Source organism: Bradyrhizobium sp. SZCCT0148 (assembly GCF_018129985.1).
GTDB classification, from domain to species: Bacteria; Pseudomonadota; Alphaproteobacteria; order Rhizobiales; family Xanthobacteraceae; genus Bradyrhizobium; species Bradyrhizobium japonicum_H.
The window spans coordinates 1,486,909-1,506,038 of record NZ_JAFCKT010000001.1 but is presented as its reverse complement, the minus strand read 5'-3'; the positions used below and the strand labels follow the sequence as shown (position 1 = coordinate 1,506,038).

Genomic DNA, 19,130 nt, shown 5'->3' with positions numbered 1-19,130 from the left:
CCCCGCTGTTGCCGCAGCCTAGCCTGCATGGTTCGAGACGCGCGCAAGGGCGCGCTCCTCATCATGAGGGGTGAGAGTTGCGACCGCCGGGCAATCGATGATACGCCATTGGCGGGGGCTGCTTTGCGGGGAGGATGTCGTGGGTCTGCTGGTCATGATCCTGGGGCTGGTGCTGTTCTTTGCCACCCATGTTTTCACAACAAAACGAGACGCGCGCGCGCAGGCGATTGCAAGGCTGGGCGAGGGGACCTACAAGATCCTCTACGCCGTGGTGTCGCTTGCGGGCCTCGCACTGATCATCTGGGGCTTTGCGCATTACCGTGCGACGGGGTGGATCGACGTCTGGTATCCGCCGAAGGCGATGAAGCACATCGCGGTCGCCTTGATGCTGCCCGCGGTGATCATGGTGGTCGCTTCTTATCTGCGCGGCCGCATCTACGCGACGCTAAAGCATCCGATGCTGGCCGGTATCAAGCTGTGGGCAGCGGCGCATCTGTTGGCCAATGGCGATCTCGGCTCGATCATCCTGTTCGGCTCCTTCCTGGGCTGGGCGGTGTTTGACCGCATCTCGCTGAAGCATCGCACCGACGCCGGTGGCCCGCCGATCCCGGTCGGTGGTCTCTCCAACGATCTCATCGCGGTCGCGGTGGGTGTCGTCGCCTATCTTGCGCTGGCCTTTGCGTTCCATCCGGTCGTGATCGGCGTTCCCGTGATCGGGGTCTAGCCGGTCGGCACAAGGCGAGACTTGGATGTCCATGCGCGAAAGCTGACACGAGCAACAAGCCGAGGGCCCTTCGATGGATTGGTCGCAATCTCAGATTCCTCAGATGCGGTTCGAGGCGCGCTTTGGCGACCGCGTGGTACCCGCGTTTTGCGACAGGCCGTCGGGCGTGTGGGCGATGATCGCGGAGGCGCGCGATCGCAATGCCGACGGCGAGGCGTTGATCGCAGGCGATGTCCGGTTGAGCTGGCGGCAAATTGTGGAGCAGGCTACGCGGATCGCCACGGGTTTCCGCAAGCTCGGCCTGCAGCGCGGTGACCGCGTTGCGATCCTGCTCGGCAACCGCATCGAATTCCCGCTATTGCTGTTCGCCGCCGCGCATGAGGGGCTGGTGACGGTGCTGCTGAGCCCGCGCCAGCAGAGGCCGGAGATCGCCTATGTCCTCGGAGATTGCGGCGCCAAGATACTGATCTCCGAAGCAGGCCTCGCCGAGCGGCTGCCCGATGCGCGGGAGGTGCCTGATCTCGTCCACCGCATCGCCGTCGACGACGATCCGGCTCGCTCGCGCTTTGCCGAACTCGCCGACAACCCGCCGGCATCTGCACCGGCCGAGGTGAGCGAAGAGGACACTGCGATGATCCTCTACACCTCGGGCACCACAGGCAAGCCGAAGGGCGCGATGCTTGCCCATTGCAACATCGTCCATTCCTCGATGGTGTTCGTGTCCTGCCTGCAATTGACGCAAGCGGATCGATCGATCGCGGCGGTGCCGCTCGGCCATGTCACCGGTGTCGTCGCCAACATCACGACGATGATCCGCTGCGCCGGTGCGCTGATCATCATGCCCGAGTTCAAGGCCGCCGATTACCTCAAGCTCGCCGCGCGCGAGCGCGTCACGTACACCGTGATGGTGTCGGCGATGTACAATCTCTGTCTGCTGCAGCCGGATTTCGACCGCTACGATCTGTCGAGCTGGCGCATCGGCGGCTTCGGCGGCGCGCCGATGCCGGTCGCCACCATCGAGAAGCTGAAGGCGACAATTCCCGGCCTGAAGCTGATGAACTGCTACGGCGCGACCGAGACGACGTCGCCCTCGACGATCATGCCGGGCGAGCTGACCGAGAGCCATATCGACAGCGTCGGCCTGCCATGTCCCGGCGCTCGCATCGTCGCGATGGATCCGGACGGGCGCGAACTGCCCCATGGCGAGATCGGCGAGCTCTGGATCCAGAGCGCCTCCGTCATCAAGGGCTATTGGAACAACCCGAAGGCCACCGCCGAGAGCTTCACCAGCGGGTTCTGGCATTCGGGCGATCTCGGCTCGGTCGATGCGGACGGCTTCGTGCGCGTGTTCGACCGGCAGAAGGACATGATCAATCGCGGCGGCCTGAAGATCTATTCGGCCGAGGTGGAATCCGTGCTGGCCGGCCATCCGGCCGTGATCGAGAGCGCGATCATCGCCAAGGCCTGCCCGGTGCTGGGCGAGCGCGTCCACGCCGTGGTGGTGACGCGGGAGCCGGTCGCCAGCGAGGCCTTGCGGGCCTGGTGCGCTGAGCGCCTGTCCGACTACAAGGTTCCCGAAACCTTGGCGATCACGCCCGAGCCATTGCCCCGCAACGCCAACGGCAAGGTGCTGAAGCGACAGCTGCGGGAGCTGCTGGGCGCTTGAGCGGACAGGCGCGCCCCGGGTCTCCCAGGTTGTTAACGCCTTGATCGGGCTCGCTTTGCCTTGCCAGCGCCATATCGTTAGGGTACCTCGCCGCCACGTGGGGGACGGGATTCCTGACGCGAACGCTTCGGCGCGCGCACCCGGACGGGCATGGGATTAGCATAAGTGTCTGAATTATTTGACGAAGTCGACGAGGAAGTACGTCGCGAACAGCTCAAGAAGCTGTGGGATAGATACTCGGTCTACTTCATCGCCCTGATGGTGCTGGTCGTGGCGGCCGTCGGCGGCTGGCGCGGCTATCAGTATCTGGAGGCCAAGAAGGCCGCCGAGGCCGGAGCCGCCTTCGAGAAGGCGGCCGAGCTATCCGACCAGGACAAGCATGCCGAGGCCGAGGCCGCGTTCACCGAACTCGCCGCCAAGGCGCCGTCGGGCTATCGCACCCTGGCGCGCCTGCGTGCCGCGGCAGAGGCGGCGCCCCGCGACGCCAAGGCTGCCGCCAAGATGTATGACGACATCGCTGCGGACCGCAGCGTCGGTGGTGAGTGGCAGGATCTGGCCAGGATCCGCGCCGCCGGCCTGCTGCTCGACAGCGCGTCCTATGCCGACATGAAGCAGCGGCTGGAGCCCTCCGCCGCGCCCAAATCGACTTTCCGCCACAGCGCGCGCGAGATGCTGGCGCTGTCGGCCTGGCGCAACAACGACATGACCGCCGCCCGCAAATGGCTCGACGCGATCGGCGAGGACGGCGAAACGCCGCCCGGCCTGCGCTCGCGCGCCGAGGCGCTCCAGGCCCTGCTTCCGCCCGTCGCCAAGAGCTGAGCAAGAAGAGCTGAGCAAGAACAGCTGACGACGGCCCTTTGACGTAGACGAGACACACAAGATGCGCCGCACGCCACGCTTGATCGCAGCCGCCGTCCTGATTGCCTTCACGGGCGTCCTGGGCGGCTGCTCCAGCTTCGATCCAAGCGACATGCTCGATTTCCTCGACACCAAGAAGAAGCTGCCGGGCGACCGCAAGCCGGTCTTCCCGGAGGGCGTGCCGGGCCTCGAGCAGGGCGTCCCGAAGGATTTGTACAAGGGCGCGCAGCAACAGCCCGATCCGAACGCGCCGGCCGTCGCGGCTTTGCCCGCCGAGCCGCCGCCCGAGGCGAAGCCGGCGAAGGGTGCCAAGGCGAAGCGTACCAGGCAGCCCGCCGCCGCAGCGGTGGCGCCCGCGGAGGCGCCTGCGGGCGAGGTTGACGGCGAGGCCCAGCCGGAGGCGGCGCCGGCCACAGCCGCTCCGCCGCCCAAGCACAAGATCGTCCGCAAGCGCACCACTGCACCGCCGCCGGACCAGCCGGTCCAGCAGGCGCAACCGACCCAGACCACGCAGCAGCAGACGCAGGGCGGCTTCCCGGCGCCGCTGCCGAGCGGCAGCTTCTCGCGCTGATCTTCTTCATTGCATTGACAGACGCGGCTCCGGCAGCGCACGAATGATTCATGTCCTTCACGATCGCCATCATCGGCCGGCCCAATGTCGGCAAATCGACGCTGTTCAACCGTCTGGTTGGGCAGAAGCTCGCGCTCGTCGATGACCTGCCCGGGGTCACCCGCGACCGCCGCGAGGGTGAGGCCAGGCTCGGCGATCTCGAGTTCACCATCATCGATACCGCCGGCCTCGACGAAGGCGCCAAGGGCTCGCTGACCGCGCGCATGCAGGAGCAGACCGAGACCGCGATCGCGCAGGCCGACGCGCTGTTCTTCGTCATCGATGCCCGCGTCGGCCTCACGCCAACCGACCGCGCGTTCGCCGATTTCGCCCGCAAGGCCAACAAGCCGGTGCTGTTGGTCGCCAACAAGAGCGAAGGCAAGCACGGCGATGCCGGCGCGATGGAAGCGTTTGCGCTCGGCCTCGGCGATCCCATCCAGATCTCGGCCGAGCACGGCGAGGGCATGGGCGAGCTTTACGACGCGCTTGCCAAGCTGATGCCGGAGCCCGTCGACGACGACGAGATCGAGGACGACGCGCCGCTCACCGAGGAAGAGGCCGCGACGCGCCCGATCCGTGTCGCCATCGTCGGCCGGCCCAATGCCGGCAAGTCGACGCTGATCAACCATCTGCTCGGCGAGGAACGGCTGCTGACGAGCCCGGAGGCCGGCACCACGCGCGACTCCATCGCGGTCGAGATCAACTGGAAGGGCCGCGAGTTTCGCGTGTTCGATACCGCCGGTCTCCGCCGGCGCTCCCGCATCGAGGAGAAGCTGGAGAAGCTCTCGGTCGCCGACGCGCTGCGCGCGGTGCGTTTTGCCGAAGTCGTCGTGATGATGATGGATTCGCAGAACCGCTTCGAGGAGCAGGATTTGCGCATCGCCGACCTGATCGAGCGCGAGGGCCGCGCTGTCGTGCTCGCCGTCAACAAATGGGATCTGATGGAGAGCAAGGGAGGCGGCGCGATCTCGGGCCTGCGTCGCGATGCCGACCATTTGCTGCCGCAGATCAAGGGCGTGCCGATCGTCGCCGTCTCTGGCCTGATGGGCGAGGGCATCGATCGGCTGATGCAGGCGATCCAGGATGCCTACGCGCTCTGGAACAAGCGCGTGTCGACTTCGGCATTGAACCGCTGGTTCGAGCAGGCAGTGCAGGCCAATCCGCCGCCGGCTGTGTCCGGCCGACGGCTCAAACTCAACTACATCACCCAGACCAAGGCGCGCCCGCCGAGCTTCGTGCTGTTCTGCTCGCGCGCCGACGCGGTGCCGCAGTCCTATCTGCGCTACCTCATCAATTCCCTGCGCGAGACTTTCGAACTGCCGGGCACGCCGGTTCGCATCACCTTGCGCGAGAAGGCCAATCCCTTCGCCCACAAGCGCAAGCGACCGTCGTGAGCAACGATGCCGGCGAGGCGATGGCGCAGAGCGCTGCGCCGGTCCGGCGCGGTGCCGTTGCCTTCATCTTCGTCACCATCCTCCTGGACATGCTCGCGCTCGGCGTGATCATGCCGATCCTGCCCAAGCTCATCGAGAGCTTCGTCGACAACGACACCGCGCACGCGGCGCGCATCTTCGGCCTGTTCGGCACGGCCTGGGCGCTGATGCAGTTCGTGTTCTCACCGCTGTTGGGGGCACTGTCGGATCGCTTCGGGCGGCGGCCGGTGGTGCTGCTGTCGAATTTCGGCCTCGCCGCCGACTACGTGCTGATGGCGCTGGCGCCGTCCCTGCTGTGGTTGTTCGTCGGCCGCGTGATCTCCGGCATCACCTCGGCCAGCATCTCGACGGCGTTTGCCTACATCGCCGACATCACGCCGCCGGAGCGGCGCGCGGCGGTATTCGGGCGGATCGGCGCGGCCTTCGGCGCCGGCTTCATCCTCGGGCCGGCGCTGGGCGGCCTGCTCGGCGATATCGATCCGCGGCTGCCGTTCTGGGCGTCGGCCGCCCTCAGCTTCGCCAATGCGCTCTACGGGCTGTTCGTCCTGCCGGAATCTCTCGCGCCCGACAAGCGCTCGCCGTTCCGCTGGAGGAGCGCCAGTCCGGTCGGTGCGCTGCGCCTGCTGCGCTCCAATGCGATGCTTGCCGCGTTGTCAGTCGTCAATTTCATCGCGCAGGTCGCGCATGTCGTGCTGCCTTCGACCTTCGTGCTCTATGCGACTTATCGCTACGGCTGGGATTCCAAGACCGTCGGATTGACACTGGCGATGGTCGGCATCTGCGCCATGGTGGTGCAGGGACTCGCAATCGGCGCCATCGTGCGGGTGCTCGGCGAGCGGAATGCGCTGCTGCTCGGCCTGTGTTGCGGGGCGCTCGGCTTTCTGGTCCTCGGCAGTGCACCGACCGGGCCGCTGTCCTGGATCGGGATTCCCATTCTGGCGCTGTGGGGCATCTCGGGTGCTGCCTCGCAAGCGCTGATGACGCGGCTGGTCGCGCCCGATCAGCAGGGCCAGCTTCAGGGCGCGACCGCGAGCGTGCAAAGCGTCTCGCAGCTCGTCGGCCCGTTCCTGTTCACGCTGACATTTTCATATTTCATCGGCACCAGCGCGCCGCTGCATCTGCCCGGCGCGCCGTTCCTGCTCGCGGCGATGCTGATGGTGGTCTGCGTGGTGATCGCGGTGCGGACGCTGGGGACGAAGACCGTTTCGTAGGGTGGGCCAAGGCGCGCAGCGCAATGCCCACCATCTGTTCAGAATCGCAAGAAGTCGAGGGCACGTTTCGCGTTGCCCACCCTACGGCAGCGGAGAATACCGCGCGAGATCCCGGGTTCGATGCTTCGCATCGCCCCGGGATGACCGCGACGCGGTTACTTCTTAACCAGCGGGCAGTCGCTGTCCTTGAGCGGCTTGGCGGCATCTTCCGCCGAGATCGTCGCGATCTGCTTGTAGTAGTCCCACGGTCCCTTCGACTCCTCGGGCTTCTTCACCTCGAACAGGTAGGCCGGGATGAGGCGGCGGCCGTCCTGACGCAGCGGTCCGTTACCGAACAGCGGATCGTCGGTCGGCAGCTCCTTCATCTTGGCGACGACCTTGGCGCCGTCACGCGGATTGCCGCCGAGTGCGTCCATCGCCTTCAGATAGTGCAGCACCATCGCGTAATTGCCGGCCTGGGTCATCGACGGCATCGCGTTCTTGCTGGCCAGCGACGAGAAACGCTTCGACCATTCGCGGGTCTTGTCGTTCATGTCCCAGTAGAACGATTCCGTGAAGGTCAGCCCCTGTGCGGTCTTCAGGCCCAGCGAATGCACGTCGTTGATGAACAGCAGCAATGCCGCGAGCTTTTGACCGGCGGACACGATGCCGAATTCGGCCGCCTGCTTGATCGAGTTCGTGGTGTCGCCGCCGGCATTGGCGAGGCCCACGACCTTGGCCTTGGACGATTGTGCCTGCAGCAGGAAGGACGAGAAGTCCGCGGTGTTGATCGGATGCTTGACGCTGCCGAGCACCTTGCCGCCGTTTGCGGTCACGACCGCCGTGGTGTCGCGTTCGAGCGCGTGGCCGAAGGCATAATCCGCGGTCAGGAAGAACCAGCTGTCACCGCCGGCCTTGGTCAGCGCCTTGCCGGTGCCGTTGGCCAGCATGTAGGTGTCGTAGGTGTAGGAGATCGTGTTCGGCGTGCAGGCCTTGCCGGTCAGGTCGGCGGAGGCAGCGCCGGAGTTCAGCAGCACCGCATTCTTTTCCTTGACGAGGTTGCTGACTGCCAGCGCGACACCGGAGTTCGGCGTATCGGCGATCGCATCGACCTTCTCGTTGTCGATCCACTGCCGGGCGATGTTGACGCCGACGTCGGGCTTGTTCTGATGATCGCCGCTGATGACGTCGATCTTCCAGCCCTTCTTGAGCAGGCCGGAATCCTCGACCGCCATCTTGATCGCAACCACGGAATTGGGGCCGCCGATGTCGGCATAGAGGCTCGACATGTCGTTGAGCACGCCGATCTTGACGGTCTTGTCCTGCGCGTAGGCGGATGTTGAAAAACCGAAGGCGGCACAGGCCAGAAGGGCCGCGGAGCGGCGCACGAACGTCGTCGTCATAAAAGGTTTCCTCCATTGTCAAATATGCGGACGGCTCTCTTGCGGAGCCTTGTTCCGGCTGATGGCTCTAGCCTGTCCCAGGGCCGGCGGCAATGCGCCTAAAGCCGGATGACGCTGCGTCGAAGCGTCATCCGTCGGTTAACTTTTGGGCAAAATGCGTCGAGACGCTATTTGAGGGCGTCCGAGGTGAGCTTGAATTTCTGGATGCGCTTTCCGGTATCGACCTCGGCGGTATAGACATTACCCTTGGCGTCGATCGCCATGGCATGCACCCAGTGGAATTGACCGGCGTTGCGGCCGTTATGCCCGAAGCTGCCGACGACGCTGCCGTCGTCGCGCTTGATCACCCTGATCTCGTTGTTCTCGCCGTCGGCGCTGAGCAGCCAGGTCTGCTTCGGATCGGGCCAGATCGCGATGTCCCATACCGCGCCGTTGCCGAGGGTGTTCTTCTCGAAGAAGAACTCCTTCACGAAGCTGCCGTCCTTCTTGAACACCTGGATGCGGTTGTTGATACGGTCGCAGACATAGACGAGGCCGTCATTGGCGAGCTTCACGCAATGGACTGGATTGCCGAACTGCTGCGACACCGGCGCCTTGGGATCGTAAGCCGCCTGCTTGGCGTCGTCGGGCTTGTTGCCATAGGCGCCCCAGTGCCGCTTGTAGGCAAGCGTCGTTGCATCGAACACGATGACGCGGCGGTTGCCGTAGCCGTCGGCGACGTAGATCTCGTTGGCCTCCTTGTCGATCGCGGTCTCGGCGGGCTTGCCGAGCTGGGTCGTGTCGTTGCTGCCGAGGCTCGGCGCGATCTTGCCGATCTGGGCGACGAACTTGCCGTCGAGCGTGAACTTCAGAATCGCGTTGTCATTGTCGGCGTTGCCGCCGACCCAGACGAAGCCGCGCTCGTCGACCTCGATGCCATGCTCGCGGCCGACCCACTCGTAGCCTTGGCCGGGACCGCCCCATGAGCGCAGCAGATTGCCCTCGGCATCGAACTCGAGCACTGGCGGCGCCGAGACGCAGCATTTCGAGCGTGGCGGGGTGAGGCTTGCGCCCTTCTCGTCGTCGGTGAGCGAGCGCGGGCGATGGATCACCCAGATGTGGCCCTGGCCATCGACGGTGATGCCGCCGACCTGGCCGAGGATCCAGTTGTTCGGCAGCTGCTTCGGCCAGGAGGCATCGACCGCGAAGGTCGGAACGTCGCCGGCGATCGCCCTGCCTGGAAGCACGACGACCACGGCTGTGATCAGAATGGAGAGCGCGTGACGTACGAGCGCAGACGCAGAGCCTGCGCAATCATGCCATGGCGCCATGGCAACCTCCCTTTTTTGGCGTGCGGCTTGCTGCCGCTTGCGTGCGGGCAGTCAATCGCGGGGAGGCAGTCGAGTCAATCAGCCAAGGGATTCACGCGGGAGAGCGGAAGCTCATCAGGCTGCGGGTCTTGTAGTCGTAGAACTTGCCGGTCTCGGTCCAGTCGGGCGCGCACATCGGCACGATGAATTCGGCGACCTGCTCGGCGGTGTCCAGCGTCGCCGGGTCTTCGCCCGGCATCAGCGTGGCGCGCATGCGGGTGCGGACCGGGCCGGGGTTGAACAGATTGACGCGCAGCTTGGTGTTCGCGGTCTCCTGCGCCCAGGCGCGGGCCAGCGTCTCCAGCGCGGCCTTCGACGCCGCGTAGGGGCTGACATAGGCTGTCGCCTTGTTGGCGGCACCCGAAGTGACGAACACGGCGCGGCCGGCGTCGGACTGCTTCAGCAGTGGCTCCATGCAGCGGATCAGCTGGAAGTTGGCGGAGACGTTGACGGCCATCACGTCGGTGAAACTCTTCAGCTCGATATGGCCGATCGGCGAGGACGGGCCGAGCACACCGGCGTTGCCGACGAGGATGTCCAGCTTGCCGTAGCGCTCGTGCAGGCCTGCGCCGAGCCGCGCGATGCCGTCGGAATCGGTCAGGTTGAGCGGCACCAGCGTGGCGCTGCCGCCCAGTTTCCGGATCTCGTCGTCGAGCTCCTCGAGCCCGCCTTGCGTGCGCGCGGTGGCAACGATATGCGCGCCGGCTTTCGCCAGCGCGAGCGCCGTGGCGTAGCCGATGCCGCGCGAGGCGCCGGTGACGAGAGCGATGCGGTCGGCGAGGGGATTTGTCATCGTCGGATACTTCCGTCATGCCCGGGCTTGTCCCGCCGGCGCGGCCGAAGCCGCTTCGGCGAGGCGAAGGCCTGGGGCATCCACGTTCTTGCGGCGGGTATTACAGACGTCGATGGCCGGGACAAGCCCGGCCATGACGAAAAAACAGCTCTCTGATGAGCCCCGGGATGACGGCTGCGCCGTCAGCTCGCCTCCGCAAGCAGAGACAACTGCCGCGGCTGCTGCTCGGTCTGGGTCTGGTCGGTGAGGTGGGTCGGATACGCCCCGGTGAAGCAATGATCCGAGAACTTCGGATTGGCGGGGTCGCGGCCGGGCTCGCCCATGGCGCGGTACATGCCGTCGATCGAGAGGAAGGCGAGCGAATCTGCGCCGATGATCTCGCGCATCTCTTCCAGCGAATGGGTCGCCGCCAGCAGGCCACCGCGATCCGGCAGGTCGATGCCGTAATAGTCGGGATAGAGGATCGGGGGCGAAGCGAGGCGGAAATGTACTTCCTTGGCGCCGGCATCGCGCATCATGCGCACGATCTTCTTCGAGGTGGTGCCGCGCACCAGCGAGTCGTCGATCAGGATGATGCGCTTGCCTTCGATCGCGGCGCGGTTGGCGGAGTGCTTCATGCGCACGCCGGATTCGCGGATCGCCTGCGTCGGCTGGATGAAGGTGCGGCCGACATAATGGTTGCGGATGATGCCGAGCTCGAACGGCACGCCGGAATGCTGGCTGTAGCCGACGGCGGCAGGCACGCCGGAATCCGGCACCGGCACCACGACGTCGATCGGCACGTGGCTCTCGCGCGCGAGCTGCGCGCCGAAGGCCTTGCGCACCTCGTAGACCGAGCGGCCGTGAACGATGGAATCCGGCCGCGAGAAATAGATGTATTCGAAGATGCAGGGACGCGGCGCCATCGGCGGGAACGGCTTGTGGATGTCCTGGCCCTTCTCGTCGAACACGATGACTTCACCGGGTTCGATGTCGCGGACGAAGCGGGCGCCGATGATGTCGAGCGCGCAGGTCTCCGACGTCAGGATCGGGCAGCCGTCGAGTTCGCCGAGCACCAGCGGGCGGATGCCGCGCGGGTCGCGCGCGCCAACCAGCTTCTTGTTGGTTAACGAGACCAGCGCATAGGCGCCCTCGATCTCGCGCAGCGCATCGACATAGCGCTCAATGAAACGGGCGCGCCTGGAGCGCGCGACCAGATGCAGGATCACCTCCGTGTCGGTGGTCGACTGCATCATCGCGCCGTGCTTTACGAGCTCGCGGCGCAGCGTCAGGCCGTTGGTGAGGTTGCCGTTGTGGGCCACCGCGAGGCCGCCGGCGTTGAGCTCGGCGAACAGCGGCTGCACGTTGCGGAGGATGGTGGCGCCGGTGGTGGAGTAGCGGACATGGCCGACGGCCATATTGCCGGGCAGGCGGTCGATCACCTCGCGGCGGGAGAAGGTGTCGCCGACGAGGCCGAGGCGGCGTTCACTGTGGAAGCGGCTGCCGTCGTAGGAGACGATGCCGGCCGCTTCCTGGCCGCGATGCTGAAGGGCGTGCAGGCCAAGTGCGGTGATGGCGGCAGCGTCCGGGTGGCCGTAGATGCCGAAGACGCCGCATTCCTCGCGCAGCGTATCTCCTTCCAGGTCGTCCTGAACCTCTAGCGCGGCCGGCCCCGGGCCGGCGATGGGATCGAGATCGAATTGGGCGTCCTGGTCAGGGTGTCGCATCTCGTCCACGCCTCTCGTTAGGGGCAATCAACGCGCCGCAGGTTTCTCGATCAGCTTTTTCAGGCCGTCACGAGCAGGTTTACTGTATCCGTCGCCACTGCCCGAAGGCTGCTGCTCGGATTCAGCTTGATCATCATCTGGTTTGTTTTTCTTGAATCTCTTCAAGATGGTGTTCTCGGGGTCGTCAGGCAAGAGGGCCATCAGCCAATCCCCGGTTCCCTGCAGAACCACGCGGGATTTGGCCCCCGTGACCCAGTCCGGGCGCTGCTTGTCCGGAACCAGCCAGGTGAAGAACAGGAAGGCGACCACGACGATCAAAAGCCCTCGAGCCAGGCCGAACAGGAAGCCAAGCGTGCGGTCCAGGGCGCCGATTCGTGAATCCAGGATCATGTCGGAGATCCGGACCGTGATCACGGAGACCACGACAAGGGTGCCGATGAACACGCCGGCGACCACGACCACGCTCGCGACGGTGTCGTTGTTGAAATAGCTCTTGGCGGTCGGGAGCAGCTTCGAGAAGGAGTAGAGCGTCACGATCGCCGCCGCGCCCCATGCCGCGATCGACAGGATTTCGCGCATGAAGCCGCGGACCATGGCGAGCAGGCCCGAGATCAGCATCACACCGAGCAGGATCAGGTCGAGGAGTGTTACTGGCATCGGCTGGTCTGGTCCGCTCGTACGTCGAAGGTGCTCTAGCCGAATCGGTGCTTGGCCGCTGACCTAAAAGAGGGGCAGACGGCGTTCCCGGCAAGGCCGCAACTACGCAATCCCATGCTGCTTTTGTGACGGCTGTATAGCGGCGGGGGCGGGGGACGTCACCACCAGCTAACCCTCTCCGCGGCGGAATCTTGCCGGTGTGGCATTTTTCTCCGCCTGCGGGTTCTGTTCGCCCCGGCGGGAGCCTCGGGCGGCGATCTCCGCGACCAGCGTCGTCAGGCTGTTGACCGCGTTCAGGGACAGTCCGGCGTCGCCACCGGCATCACCGCCCCGGGCCGATTCGGGCAGCACGGCGCGCTTGAAGCCGAGCTTGGCCGCTTCTTTCAGCCGCGCCGGGGTCTGCGCCACCGGACGGATGACGCCGGAGAGCGAAATCTCGCCGAAATAGACTGCATCCGTGGGTAACTGAGCGTTAACCAGGGACGACACCAGCGCAGCCGCGGCCGCCATGTCTGCCGCCGGCTCGTGGATGCGCAAGCCGCCCGCGACGTTCAGATAGACGTCATGGCCGGACAGCTTGACCCCGCAATGGGCCTCCAGCACCGCCAGCACCATGGAAAGCCGGCTCTGATCCCAGCCGACCACGGCCCGGCGCGGGGTGCCAAGTGAGGTCGGCGCCACCAGCGCCTGCAATTCGACCAGAACGGGCCGCGTGCCTTCGATGCCCGCGAACACTGCGGTGCCGGGCGTGCCGAGGTCGCGCTCGGACAGGAACAGCTCGGAAGGGTTGGTGACTTCGCGCAAGCCCAGGCCCGTCATCTCGAACACGCCGATCTCATCGGTCGGCCCGAAACGGTTCTTCACGGCGCGCAGGATGCGGAATTGCTGCGAGCCTTCGCCCTCGAACGACAGCACGGCGTCGACCATGTGCTCGACGACGCGGGGACCGGCGATCTGGCCGTCCTTGGTGACATGGCCGACCAGGATGATGGCAGCGCCGGTTTTCTTGGCGAAACGGATCAGCGCCTGCGCCGAGGCGCGGACCTGGGTTACCGTTCCCGGGGCCGATTCCACCGTGTCGGTCCACATCGTCTGGATCGAATCGATCACGATCAGCCGGGGCACCGCGCCCTCGGACAGCGTCGAGACGATGTCTTCGACCGAAGTCTCGGCGGCGAGCTGCACCGGTGCATCCGACAGCCCAAGCCGTTCGGCCCGCAGCCGCACCTGCGCGACCGCCTCTTCGCCCGAGATGTAGACGATGCGGTGGCCGGCGCGCGCCATCATGCTGGTGGCTTGCGTCAACAGCGTCGATTTGCCGATGCCGGGATCGCCGCCGACCAGCAGCACCGAGCCGCGGACGAAGCCGCCGCCGGTGACGCGGTCGAGCTCGGTCATGCCTGAGGACAGGCGAGGCGCATCCTGGGTTTTGCCCGACAGGCTCTCCAGCGCAAACGTCCGTCCCTTGCGCTTGGAGCGAATCGAGACCGGCACGCTGCCGCTGGTGTCCTCTTCCGCGAGCGTATTCCACTCGCCGCAGGATTCGCACTTGCCCTGCCAGCGGTTGTAGGCCGCGCCGCAGTTCTGGCAGACGAAGGAAAGCGTGTTCTTGGCCATAGGGACAGCGAGTCGCGGGTTTCGGGTTTGCGCTGATAGCACGGAATGACAGGTCGAGGAGCGAACCCGACGCACGTCGACTACCGCAACTCCGCGTGCCCGATACACCCTTTGTTAGCTCTACCGGCCGCGCCTTGCGGAACTTTGCCAAATTTTAGCAGACGCGGGTCCAGCATTGGAACCAAGCGGGGATGGCGATACGAATGACGGGGCTTTGGCGGATATTGCTCGCTGCGGGCATGGCCTGGGGCGTTCTTATGCCGCAAGGCGGCGCTGTCGCGGCGGCTGCGAAGCGTCTGGAGATCGTCTTCGTCAATCCCGGCAAGATTGGCGAGGTCTATTGGGACATGGTCGCGCAGACCATGCAGGCCGCCGGCCGCAAGCTCGACGCGCGTGTCGAGGTGCTAACCAGCGAGCGCAACTATCGCACCATGCAGGAGCTCGGCTTCGGCGTGGTGGCGCGTCACGACAAGCCCGATTTCCTCATCCTGTCGAACGAGGAATCCGCCGCCGTCCCGATCATGGAAGCGGCGGAGGCTGCCGGCGTCAAGACGTTGCTGCTCTCGAACACGCTCATCGGCGAGGACGCGGTGCGTCTTGGACCGCCCAGGCAGAAGCTCAAGACCTGGCTCGGCGACATCACGACCGATCTTCAGACCGCAGGCGAACGGATGGCGAATGCGCTGATCCGAACTGCGCGTGACGAGAAATGGCAGAGCCCGGACGGCAAGATCCACATTCTCGGCATCGGCGGTGACGAGATCACGCCGGCCTCGATCGCGCGCAACGCCGGTCTCAAGCTCGCGGTGGATGCCGCGCCCGACGTTGTGGTGGATCGGCTGCTGTTCGCCAACTGGACGCAGTCGGAAGCCGAGACCGTCACCGCGAATTATCTAAGCTGGGCCTCGCGCAAGCAGATCCGACCCGCCGGTATCTGGGCCGGCAACGATCCCATGGCACTCGGTGCGATGCGCGCGGCGACTGCCGCCGGCCTCGTGCCTGGCCGCGACATCCAGCTCGTTGGCCTCAACTGGTCGGAGGAGGCGTTGCGCGAGATCAGGGCAGGCCGCCTGCTGCTGACCGATGGCGGGCATTTCCTGCTGGGCGGCTGGTCGATCGTCCTGTTGCGCGACTATGCCGACGGCTGCGATTTCGCGGCTGTGTCGCCTCGGGTCGAGGTCAAGACGTCCGCGATCACGCGCCAAAATCTCGGCTCGGTCGCCGACCTCATCAAGACGCGCGCGTTCGACCGGATCGACTTTGCCCGCTTCAGGGCGAAGGCGGGTCGCTGCGGCCACTATGACTTCTCCCTCGACGCGCTCGTTTCGTCCATGCCGGTTCCTGAAGGCGTTGCCGACTGATGAGCAAGGATGAGGCGATGACTGATCCTGAACGCCACGAGCCGGCCGCACCGCGCTTGCGCCCGGTCGTTCGCGCCATGATCTGGGCTACGGTGCCCGTGCTGCTGCTGGTGCAATTGCTCGCCTCGACCGGCATGGAGGCTTCGAGCTTCTGGTCCCAGATCAGTCAGCTCGATGCCCACATGGCCCGCGTCGCCGAGAGCCGGGCCGAGCTGATCGCCGAGCCGCTCTGGAAGATGCGCTACGACCAGGTGACCGGCGTGCTCAACGAGATCATGAACGACGAGACCATCGCCGGAGCGACCGTCTATGACGATACGGGCGCCGCGATCGCCCGCGTGGTGGCGCGCTCCGCAGACCATTCGATCGCAGAGATCTCGCGCCCGGTCCATTACAGCAACGGCAACATAGCGGTCCACGCCGGTCGTATCGTCATCGACTATTCCTATGCGGGGCTTTACGCGGGCGCGGGCAGCCGGATGGTGCGCCTGCTGGTCGTCGGCCTGCTCGCGACGTTCGCGACCCTGATCGCGATGCGGATCTCCGCCAACATCTTCATCGGCAGGCCGCTGGCGGCCATGATGTCGGCGATCCAGCGCAGCAAGCAAGACGGCCGGGCCTATCCGGCGGACGTCAAATCCTCCAACGAATTCGGCCAGCTCGCGCGCGCCTTCAACGCCATGCAGCACACGACATCGGGCGCGCTCGACCGGCTCGGGCACATGGCGGGGCACGATCCGCTCACGGGACTGCCCAACCGGCGCTCCCTGACCGAGCGGCTGGCCGTGGCGAGTCGCGATGGAGGCAGGCCGGATGCGCTGGTCGCGTTCTGCTTCATCGATCTCGACGACTTCAAGGGCATCAACGACACTTTCGGCCACGAAGCCGGCGACAATTTCCTGGTTCATATCGCCGAGCGCCTTCGCGGCGCGGTCGAGGCGGAGGACTGGGTCGCCCGGCTCGGCGGTGACGAGTTCGTCGTCATCCGTCCCGAGGTCGGTCACGAAAAGGCGGCGCACGCATTCGCCCAGCAGGTGCTGGACGCCATTTCCGAACCGATCCGGCTCCACGACAAGCAGGTCGTGCCGCGCGCCAGCATCGGCCTTGCCGTGCGCCGCGCCGACGATCCGGAGCTGTCGCATCTGCCGACGCTGGCCGACATCGCGCTCTATCACGCCAAGAGCAAGGCGCCCGGCACGGTCGCCGTGCTCGACGAAGCGCTGCAGCGCGACTATCGCCGCCGCAGGGATCTCGAGCTCGCCATTCCAACGGGCTTTGCCGAGGGGCAGTTCGAGGTCTGGTACCAGGGCCAGGTCGACTTCGAAAGCCACGACGTCGTCGGTCTGGAGGCGCTGATCCGCTGGCGCCATCCCGAACATGGCGTGATCGGTCCCGGCGAATTCCTGCCGCTGATCGAACGCAGCGGCAACAATGCGCGGCTGACCCGCTACGTGCTGACCGAGGCCTGCTGGGCCTTGCAGCGCCTGGCCGCCGCCGGCCGACCGCAGATCCGGATCGCGATCAATCTGCCGCCGTCCGAGCTTGCCGACCACTCGCTCGCCGCCGAGCTGCGCGCGACCTGCGCGCGCTTCAACGTTGCGGTCAGCTCGCTCGAGCTCGAGATCACCGAGGGATCGCTGATCAACAACATCGCCAGCGCCACCGCGACGCTGCATCGCCTGCGCCGCCTGGGTGCCACCATCGCGCTCGACGATTTCGGCACCGGCTACTCATCGCTCGCCCATCTCAGGCGCTTCCCGCTCGACAAGGTCAAGATCGACAAAGCCTTCATCAGCGAAATTCCCGACAGCGCAGAAGACAAGGCGATCGTGGGCGTCATCGCATCGCTCGCCGGCACGCTAGGCCTCACTTTGATCGCCGAAGGCATCGAGCGGCCCGAGCAGGCGGCGGCCATGCGCGAGATGGGCGTAAGGTTCGGGCAGGGCTATCTCTACCAGCGGCCGCAGCCACTCGACGCCATGCTCGAATGGCTCGCGAAGCGGCCCAAGTCCGAGAGCCGCATCGTCACCGACAGCCCTTCGATCGCTCCCGAATTTGCCGCCTGAGCGCAGCCGTTACGGCTGCGTCGCATTCCACAGCATCGAGAGCCCGGCTGCGATCATGATCGCGTCCATCACAAGGCGGAACATGTCCGGCTTCAGATGCAGCACGAAGCGTTTTGCGATGAAGGCGCCCGCCATCAGCGAGCAGCCCGCGATCAGGCCCTTCATGAAGACATCGCCGGTCAGCGCGCCGAAGCGCTCGAAGGTCACCGATTTGGCGAAGTAGAGGCCGAGCGAGCTCGCGGCCTCGGTCGCCAGGAAAGCCCCCCTGGACAGGCCATAGAACAGGAACAGCGGCACGCTGAGCGGGCCGGTCGAGACCACGATGCCGGTGAGATAGCCGATCACGGCGCCGCCGATCGCCAGATGCCAGAGATTGGCCTTGAGGTCGTGCCGCGCCAGCCAGTGCCGCACCGGCACCATCGCAATCAGGAAGACGCCGATGGTAAGATCGACGGCGTGCGAAGGCAGCGCCAACAGCGTCCGTGCGCCGAGCACGGCCGCTGGAATGCCCGTGACCGAATAGGCTGCGCAGGCCCGCCAGTCGACCTCTCGCCACCAGGCCAGGATGCGCGAGAAGTTCGCCATCACGGACGCCACCGCCATGATCGGCACCGCTTCCTTCGGCCCATAGGCATAGACCAGCACCGGCATCAGCATGATCGACGAGCCGGTGCCGACGATGCCAGAGATGGTGCCGGCGACGAGTCCGACGGCAAGGACAAAGAGGAAGGCCAAAGGGGAGGGCTCCGGAATCGCAGCACTTTAGCCGCGGACGGCGCTAAGCGAGAGACGAAATCTTCGCCCGCGTCGGCATGCCGGCCTGCGCACCCGGCGTGAGGCACTGTTGGGCTGCCGCTTCGCATCCGACCCCAAGAGCGGTCTGCAGCGGAACCCCTTCGTGGATCATCGCCGCAAATGCTCCGGCAAAGGTGTCGCCGGCGCCGGTGGTGTCCACGGGCACGATACGCGGCGCGGGCGCGCGCTGACAGGTTCCGTCCGCTGTGACAGCCAAGGCGCCTTGGGCGCCGGCGGTGACGATGCAGGTGAGGTCGCCGGCCCTCGCGAGCTCCATTGCTGCGGCTTCGTCATCGGAGCGAGCGAGGCCGATGGCAGCGGCAGCGTCGCGCGCCTCGTGTTCGTTGGCGAGGAGAAAGTCGGTGGCGGCGAGAAGCTCGGTTACCATCTCGCGGGTCATCTCCTCGGGAACGGGTGCGAGATTCCAGATGACAGTGCCGGAAGCGGAATGCGTCCGGCGTGCCGCTGCCAGCGCCTGCGCAAAGGGTATTTCCATCTGAAGCACAAGCACCGTGCCGGCGCCGAAGAGCACCGCAGGAAGCTCGCCCGCATTCGCCGTCATATTGGCGCCGCTGGCCACCGTAATCGCATTCTCGCCGGCCGGATCGACCGTGATGAAGGCGCAGCCGGTGGGCTCATCCGCCCTGACGACCAGCGCGGCGTCGACGCCATTGGCCAGGAGATTCTCGATCGCACTGTCGCCAAATCCATCCCGTCCGACGCGGCCCGCCATGCGGACCTGTCCGGGTGCGGCTATTCGCGCGGCAGCGACGGCCTGGTTGGCGCCCTTGCCGCCGAAATGGCGCTGGTAGGAGGGTGCGAGCACGGTCCGGCCGGGGCCGGGAATCACCGGGACCTGCGCCACCAGATCGATGTTGATCGACCCGAACACCAGGATCATG

At 65.9% G+C, this 19,130-nt stretch carries 16 protein-coding genes; 8 read left to right on the top strand and 8 right to left on the bottom strand.

All coding sequences use genetic code 11. The annotated features are described in order from the left end of the window. Window positions 1-139: 139 nt before the first annotated feature. The 6 genes from JQ580_RS07285 to JQ580_RS07260 all read left to right on the top strand — a co-directional run bounded on the left by JQ580_RS07285 (window position 140) and on the right by JQ580_RS07260 (window position 6,502). Entirely contained in the window at window positions 140-724 is a 585-nt protein-coding gene (locus JQ580_RS07285) for an NnrU family protein (protein ID WP_212278970.1), read from the top strand. A 73-nt stretch (window positions 725-797) separates the two neighbouring features. Next, entirely contained in the window at window positions 798-2,390 is a 1,593-nt protein-coding gene (locus tag JQ580_RS07280; RefSeq protein WP_212278969.1) for a class I adenylate-forming enzyme family protein, read from the top strand. 165 nt (window positions 2,391-2,555) lie between these two features. Continuing rightward, a complete protein-coding gene (locus JQ580_RS07275; RefSeq protein WP_212278968.1) occupies window positions 2,556-3,209 on the top strand; it encodes a tetratricopeptide repeat protein in 654 nt (217 codons plus the stop codon). A 61-nt stretch (window positions 3,210-3,270) separates the two neighbouring features. After that, entirely contained in the window at window positions 3,271-3,819 is a 549-nt protein-coding gene (locus tag JQ580_RS07270) for a hypothetical protein (protein WP_212278967.1), read from the top strand. Between the two features lie 50 nt (window positions 3,820-3,869). Then, a complete protein-coding gene (gene der, locus JQ580_RS07265; RefSeq protein WP_212278966.1) occupies window positions 3,870-5,252 on the top strand; it encodes a ribosome biogenesis GTPase Der in 1,383 nt (460 codons plus the stop codon). Beyond that, window positions 5,249-6,502: a TCR/Tet family MFS transporter gene (locus JQ580_RS07260; protein ID WP_212278965.1), complete on the top strand. Its 1,254-nt coding sequence runs from the start codon at window positions 5,249-5,251 to the stop codon at window positions 6,500-6,502. The genes der and JQ580_RS07260 overlap by 4 nt, the downstream gene beginning before the upstream one ends. A 155-nt stretch (window positions 6,503-6,657) precedes the next feature. Here the strand turns inward: JQ580_RS07260 and JQ580_RS07255 are convergent, their stop codons facing one another. The 6 genes from JQ580_RS07255 to radA form a co-directional block, all read right to left on the bottom strand. Then, window positions 6,658-7,884, bottom strand: a complete 1,227-nt coding sequence (locus JQ580_RS07255) for an ABC transporter substrate-binding protein (protein ID WP_212278964.1) — start codon at window positions 7,882-7,884, stop codon at window positions 6,658-6,660. Between the two features lie 167 nt (window positions 7,885-8,051). Then, window positions 8,052-9,194 (bottom strand): NHL repeat-containing protein, encoded by a 1,143-nt coding sequence (locus JQ580_RS07250; protein ID WP_212278963.1) that lies wholly within the window; start codon window positions 9,192-9,194, stop codon window positions 8,052-8,054. Between the two features lie 91 nt (window positions 9,195-9,285). Next, the gene (locus JQ580_RS07245; protein ID WP_212278962.1) at window positions 9,286-10,026 is read right to left on the bottom strand and encodes an SDR family NAD(P)-dependent oxidoreductase; all 741 of its coding nucleotides are present in this window, start codon (window positions 10,024-10,026) and stop codon (window positions 9,286-9,288) included. A gap of 182 nt (window positions 10,027-10,208) precedes the next feature. Further along, window positions 10,209-11,732: an amidophosphoribosyltransferase gene (purF, locus tag JQ580_RS07240; protein WP_212278961.1), complete on the bottom strand. Its 1,524-nt coding sequence runs from the start codon at window positions 11,730-11,732 to the stop codon at window positions 10,209-10,211. Window positions 11,733-11,759: 27 nt separating this feature from the next. Continuing rightward, the gene (locus JQ580_RS07235; RefSeq protein ID WP_212278960.1) at window positions 11,760-12,389 is read right to left on the bottom strand and encodes a CvpA family protein; all 630 of its coding nucleotides are present in this window, start codon (window positions 12,387-12,389) and stop codon (window positions 11,760-11,762) included. 168 nt (window positions 12,390-12,557) lie between these two features. Continuing rightward, window positions 12,558-14,006 carry a DNA repair protein RadA gene (gene radA, locus JQ580_RS07230; protein WP_212278959.1) on the bottom strand — a complete coding sequence of 483 codons (1,449 nt, stop codon included), beginning with the start codon at window positions 14,004-14,006 and terminating at the stop codon, window positions 12,558-12,560. Between the two features lie 203 nt (window positions 14,007-14,209). On the opposite strand from radA, the gene JQ580_RS07225 reads away from it, so the two are divergent. Both JQ580_RS07225 and JQ580_RS07220 read left to right on the top strand, forming a co-directional pair. Next, window positions 14,210-15,367, top strand: a complete 1,158-nt coding sequence (locus tag JQ580_RS07225; protein WP_212278958.1) for an ABC transporter substrate-binding protein — start codon at window positions 14,210-14,212, stop codon at window positions 15,365-15,367. Between the two features lie 17 nt (window positions 15,368-15,384). Continuing rightward, window positions 15,385-17,433 carry a putative bifunctional diguanylate cyclase/phosphodiesterase gene (locus JQ580_RS07220; protein ID WP_212278957.1) on the top strand — a complete coding sequence of 683 codons (2,049 nt, stop codon included), beginning with the start codon at window positions 15,385-15,387 and terminating at the stop codon, window positions 17,431-17,433. Between the two features lie 9 nt (window positions 17,434-17,442). On the opposite strand, the gene JQ580_RS07215 is transcribed toward JQ580_RS07220, so the two are convergent. After that, complete coding sequence (locus tag JQ580_RS07215; RefSeq protein WP_212278956.1) at window positions 17,443-18,168, bottom strand: sulfite exporter TauE/SafE family protein; 726 nt, start codon at window positions 18,166-18,168, stop codon at window positions 17,443-17,445. Window positions 18,169-18,211: 43 nt separating this feature from the next. Then, entirely contained in the window at window positions 18,212-19,129 is a 918-nt protein-coding gene (locus JQ580_RS07210; RefSeq protein ID WP_212278955.1) for a ribokinase, read from the bottom strand. Between the last annotated feature and the right edge of the window lies 1 nt (window position 19,130).

Bases quoted from the DNA above. Each gene is read 5' to 3' on its own strand.
- JQ580_RS07280 (WP_212278969.1), top strand. From the start codon at position 798: ATGGATTGGTCGCAATCTCAGATTCCTCAGATGCGGTTCGAGGCGCGC.
- JQ580_RS07270 (WP_212278967.1), top strand. From the start codon at position 3,271: ATGCGCCGCACGCCACGCTTGATCGCAGCCGCCGTCCTGATTGCCTTC.
- der (WP_212278966.1), top strand. From the start codon at position 3,870: ATGTCCTTCACGATCGCCATCATCGGCCGGCCCAATGTCGGCAAATCG.
- JQ580_RS07255 (WP_212278964.1), bottom strand. From the start codon at position 7,884: ATGACGACGACGTTCGTGCGCCGCTCCGCGGCCCTTCTGGCCTGTGCC.
- JQ580_RS07250 (WP_212278963.1), bottom strand. From the start codon at position 9,194: ATGGCGCCATGGCATGATTGCGCAGGCTCTGCGTCTGCGCTCGTACGT.
- JQ580_RS07245 (WP_212278962.1), bottom strand. From the start codon at position 10,026: ATGACAAATCCCCTCGCCGACCGCATCGCTCTCGTCACCGGCGCCTCG.
- purF (WP_212278961.1), bottom strand. From the start codon at position 11,732: ATGCGACACCCTGACCAGGACGCCCAATTCGATCTCGATCCCATCGCC.
- JQ580_RS07235 (WP_212278960.1), bottom strand. From the start codon at position 12,389: ATGCCAGTAACACTCCTCGACCTGATCCTGCTCGGTGTGATGCTGATC.
- radA (WP_212278959.1), bottom strand. From the start codon at position 14,006: ATGGCCAAGAACACGCTTTCCTTCGTCTGCCAGAACTGCGGCGCGGCC.
- JQ580_RS07225 (WP_212278958.1), top strand. From the start codon at position 14,210: ATGACGGGGCTTTGGCGGATATTGCTCGCTGCGGGCATGGCCTGGGGC.
- JQ580_RS07220 (WP_212278957.1), top strand. From the start codon at position 15,385: ATGACTGATCCTGAACGCCACGAGCCGGCCGCACCGCGCTTGCGCCCG.
- JQ580_RS07210 (WP_212278955.1), bottom strand. From the start codon at position 19,129: ATGATCCTGGTGTTCGGGTCGATCAACATCGATCTGGTGGCGCAGGTC.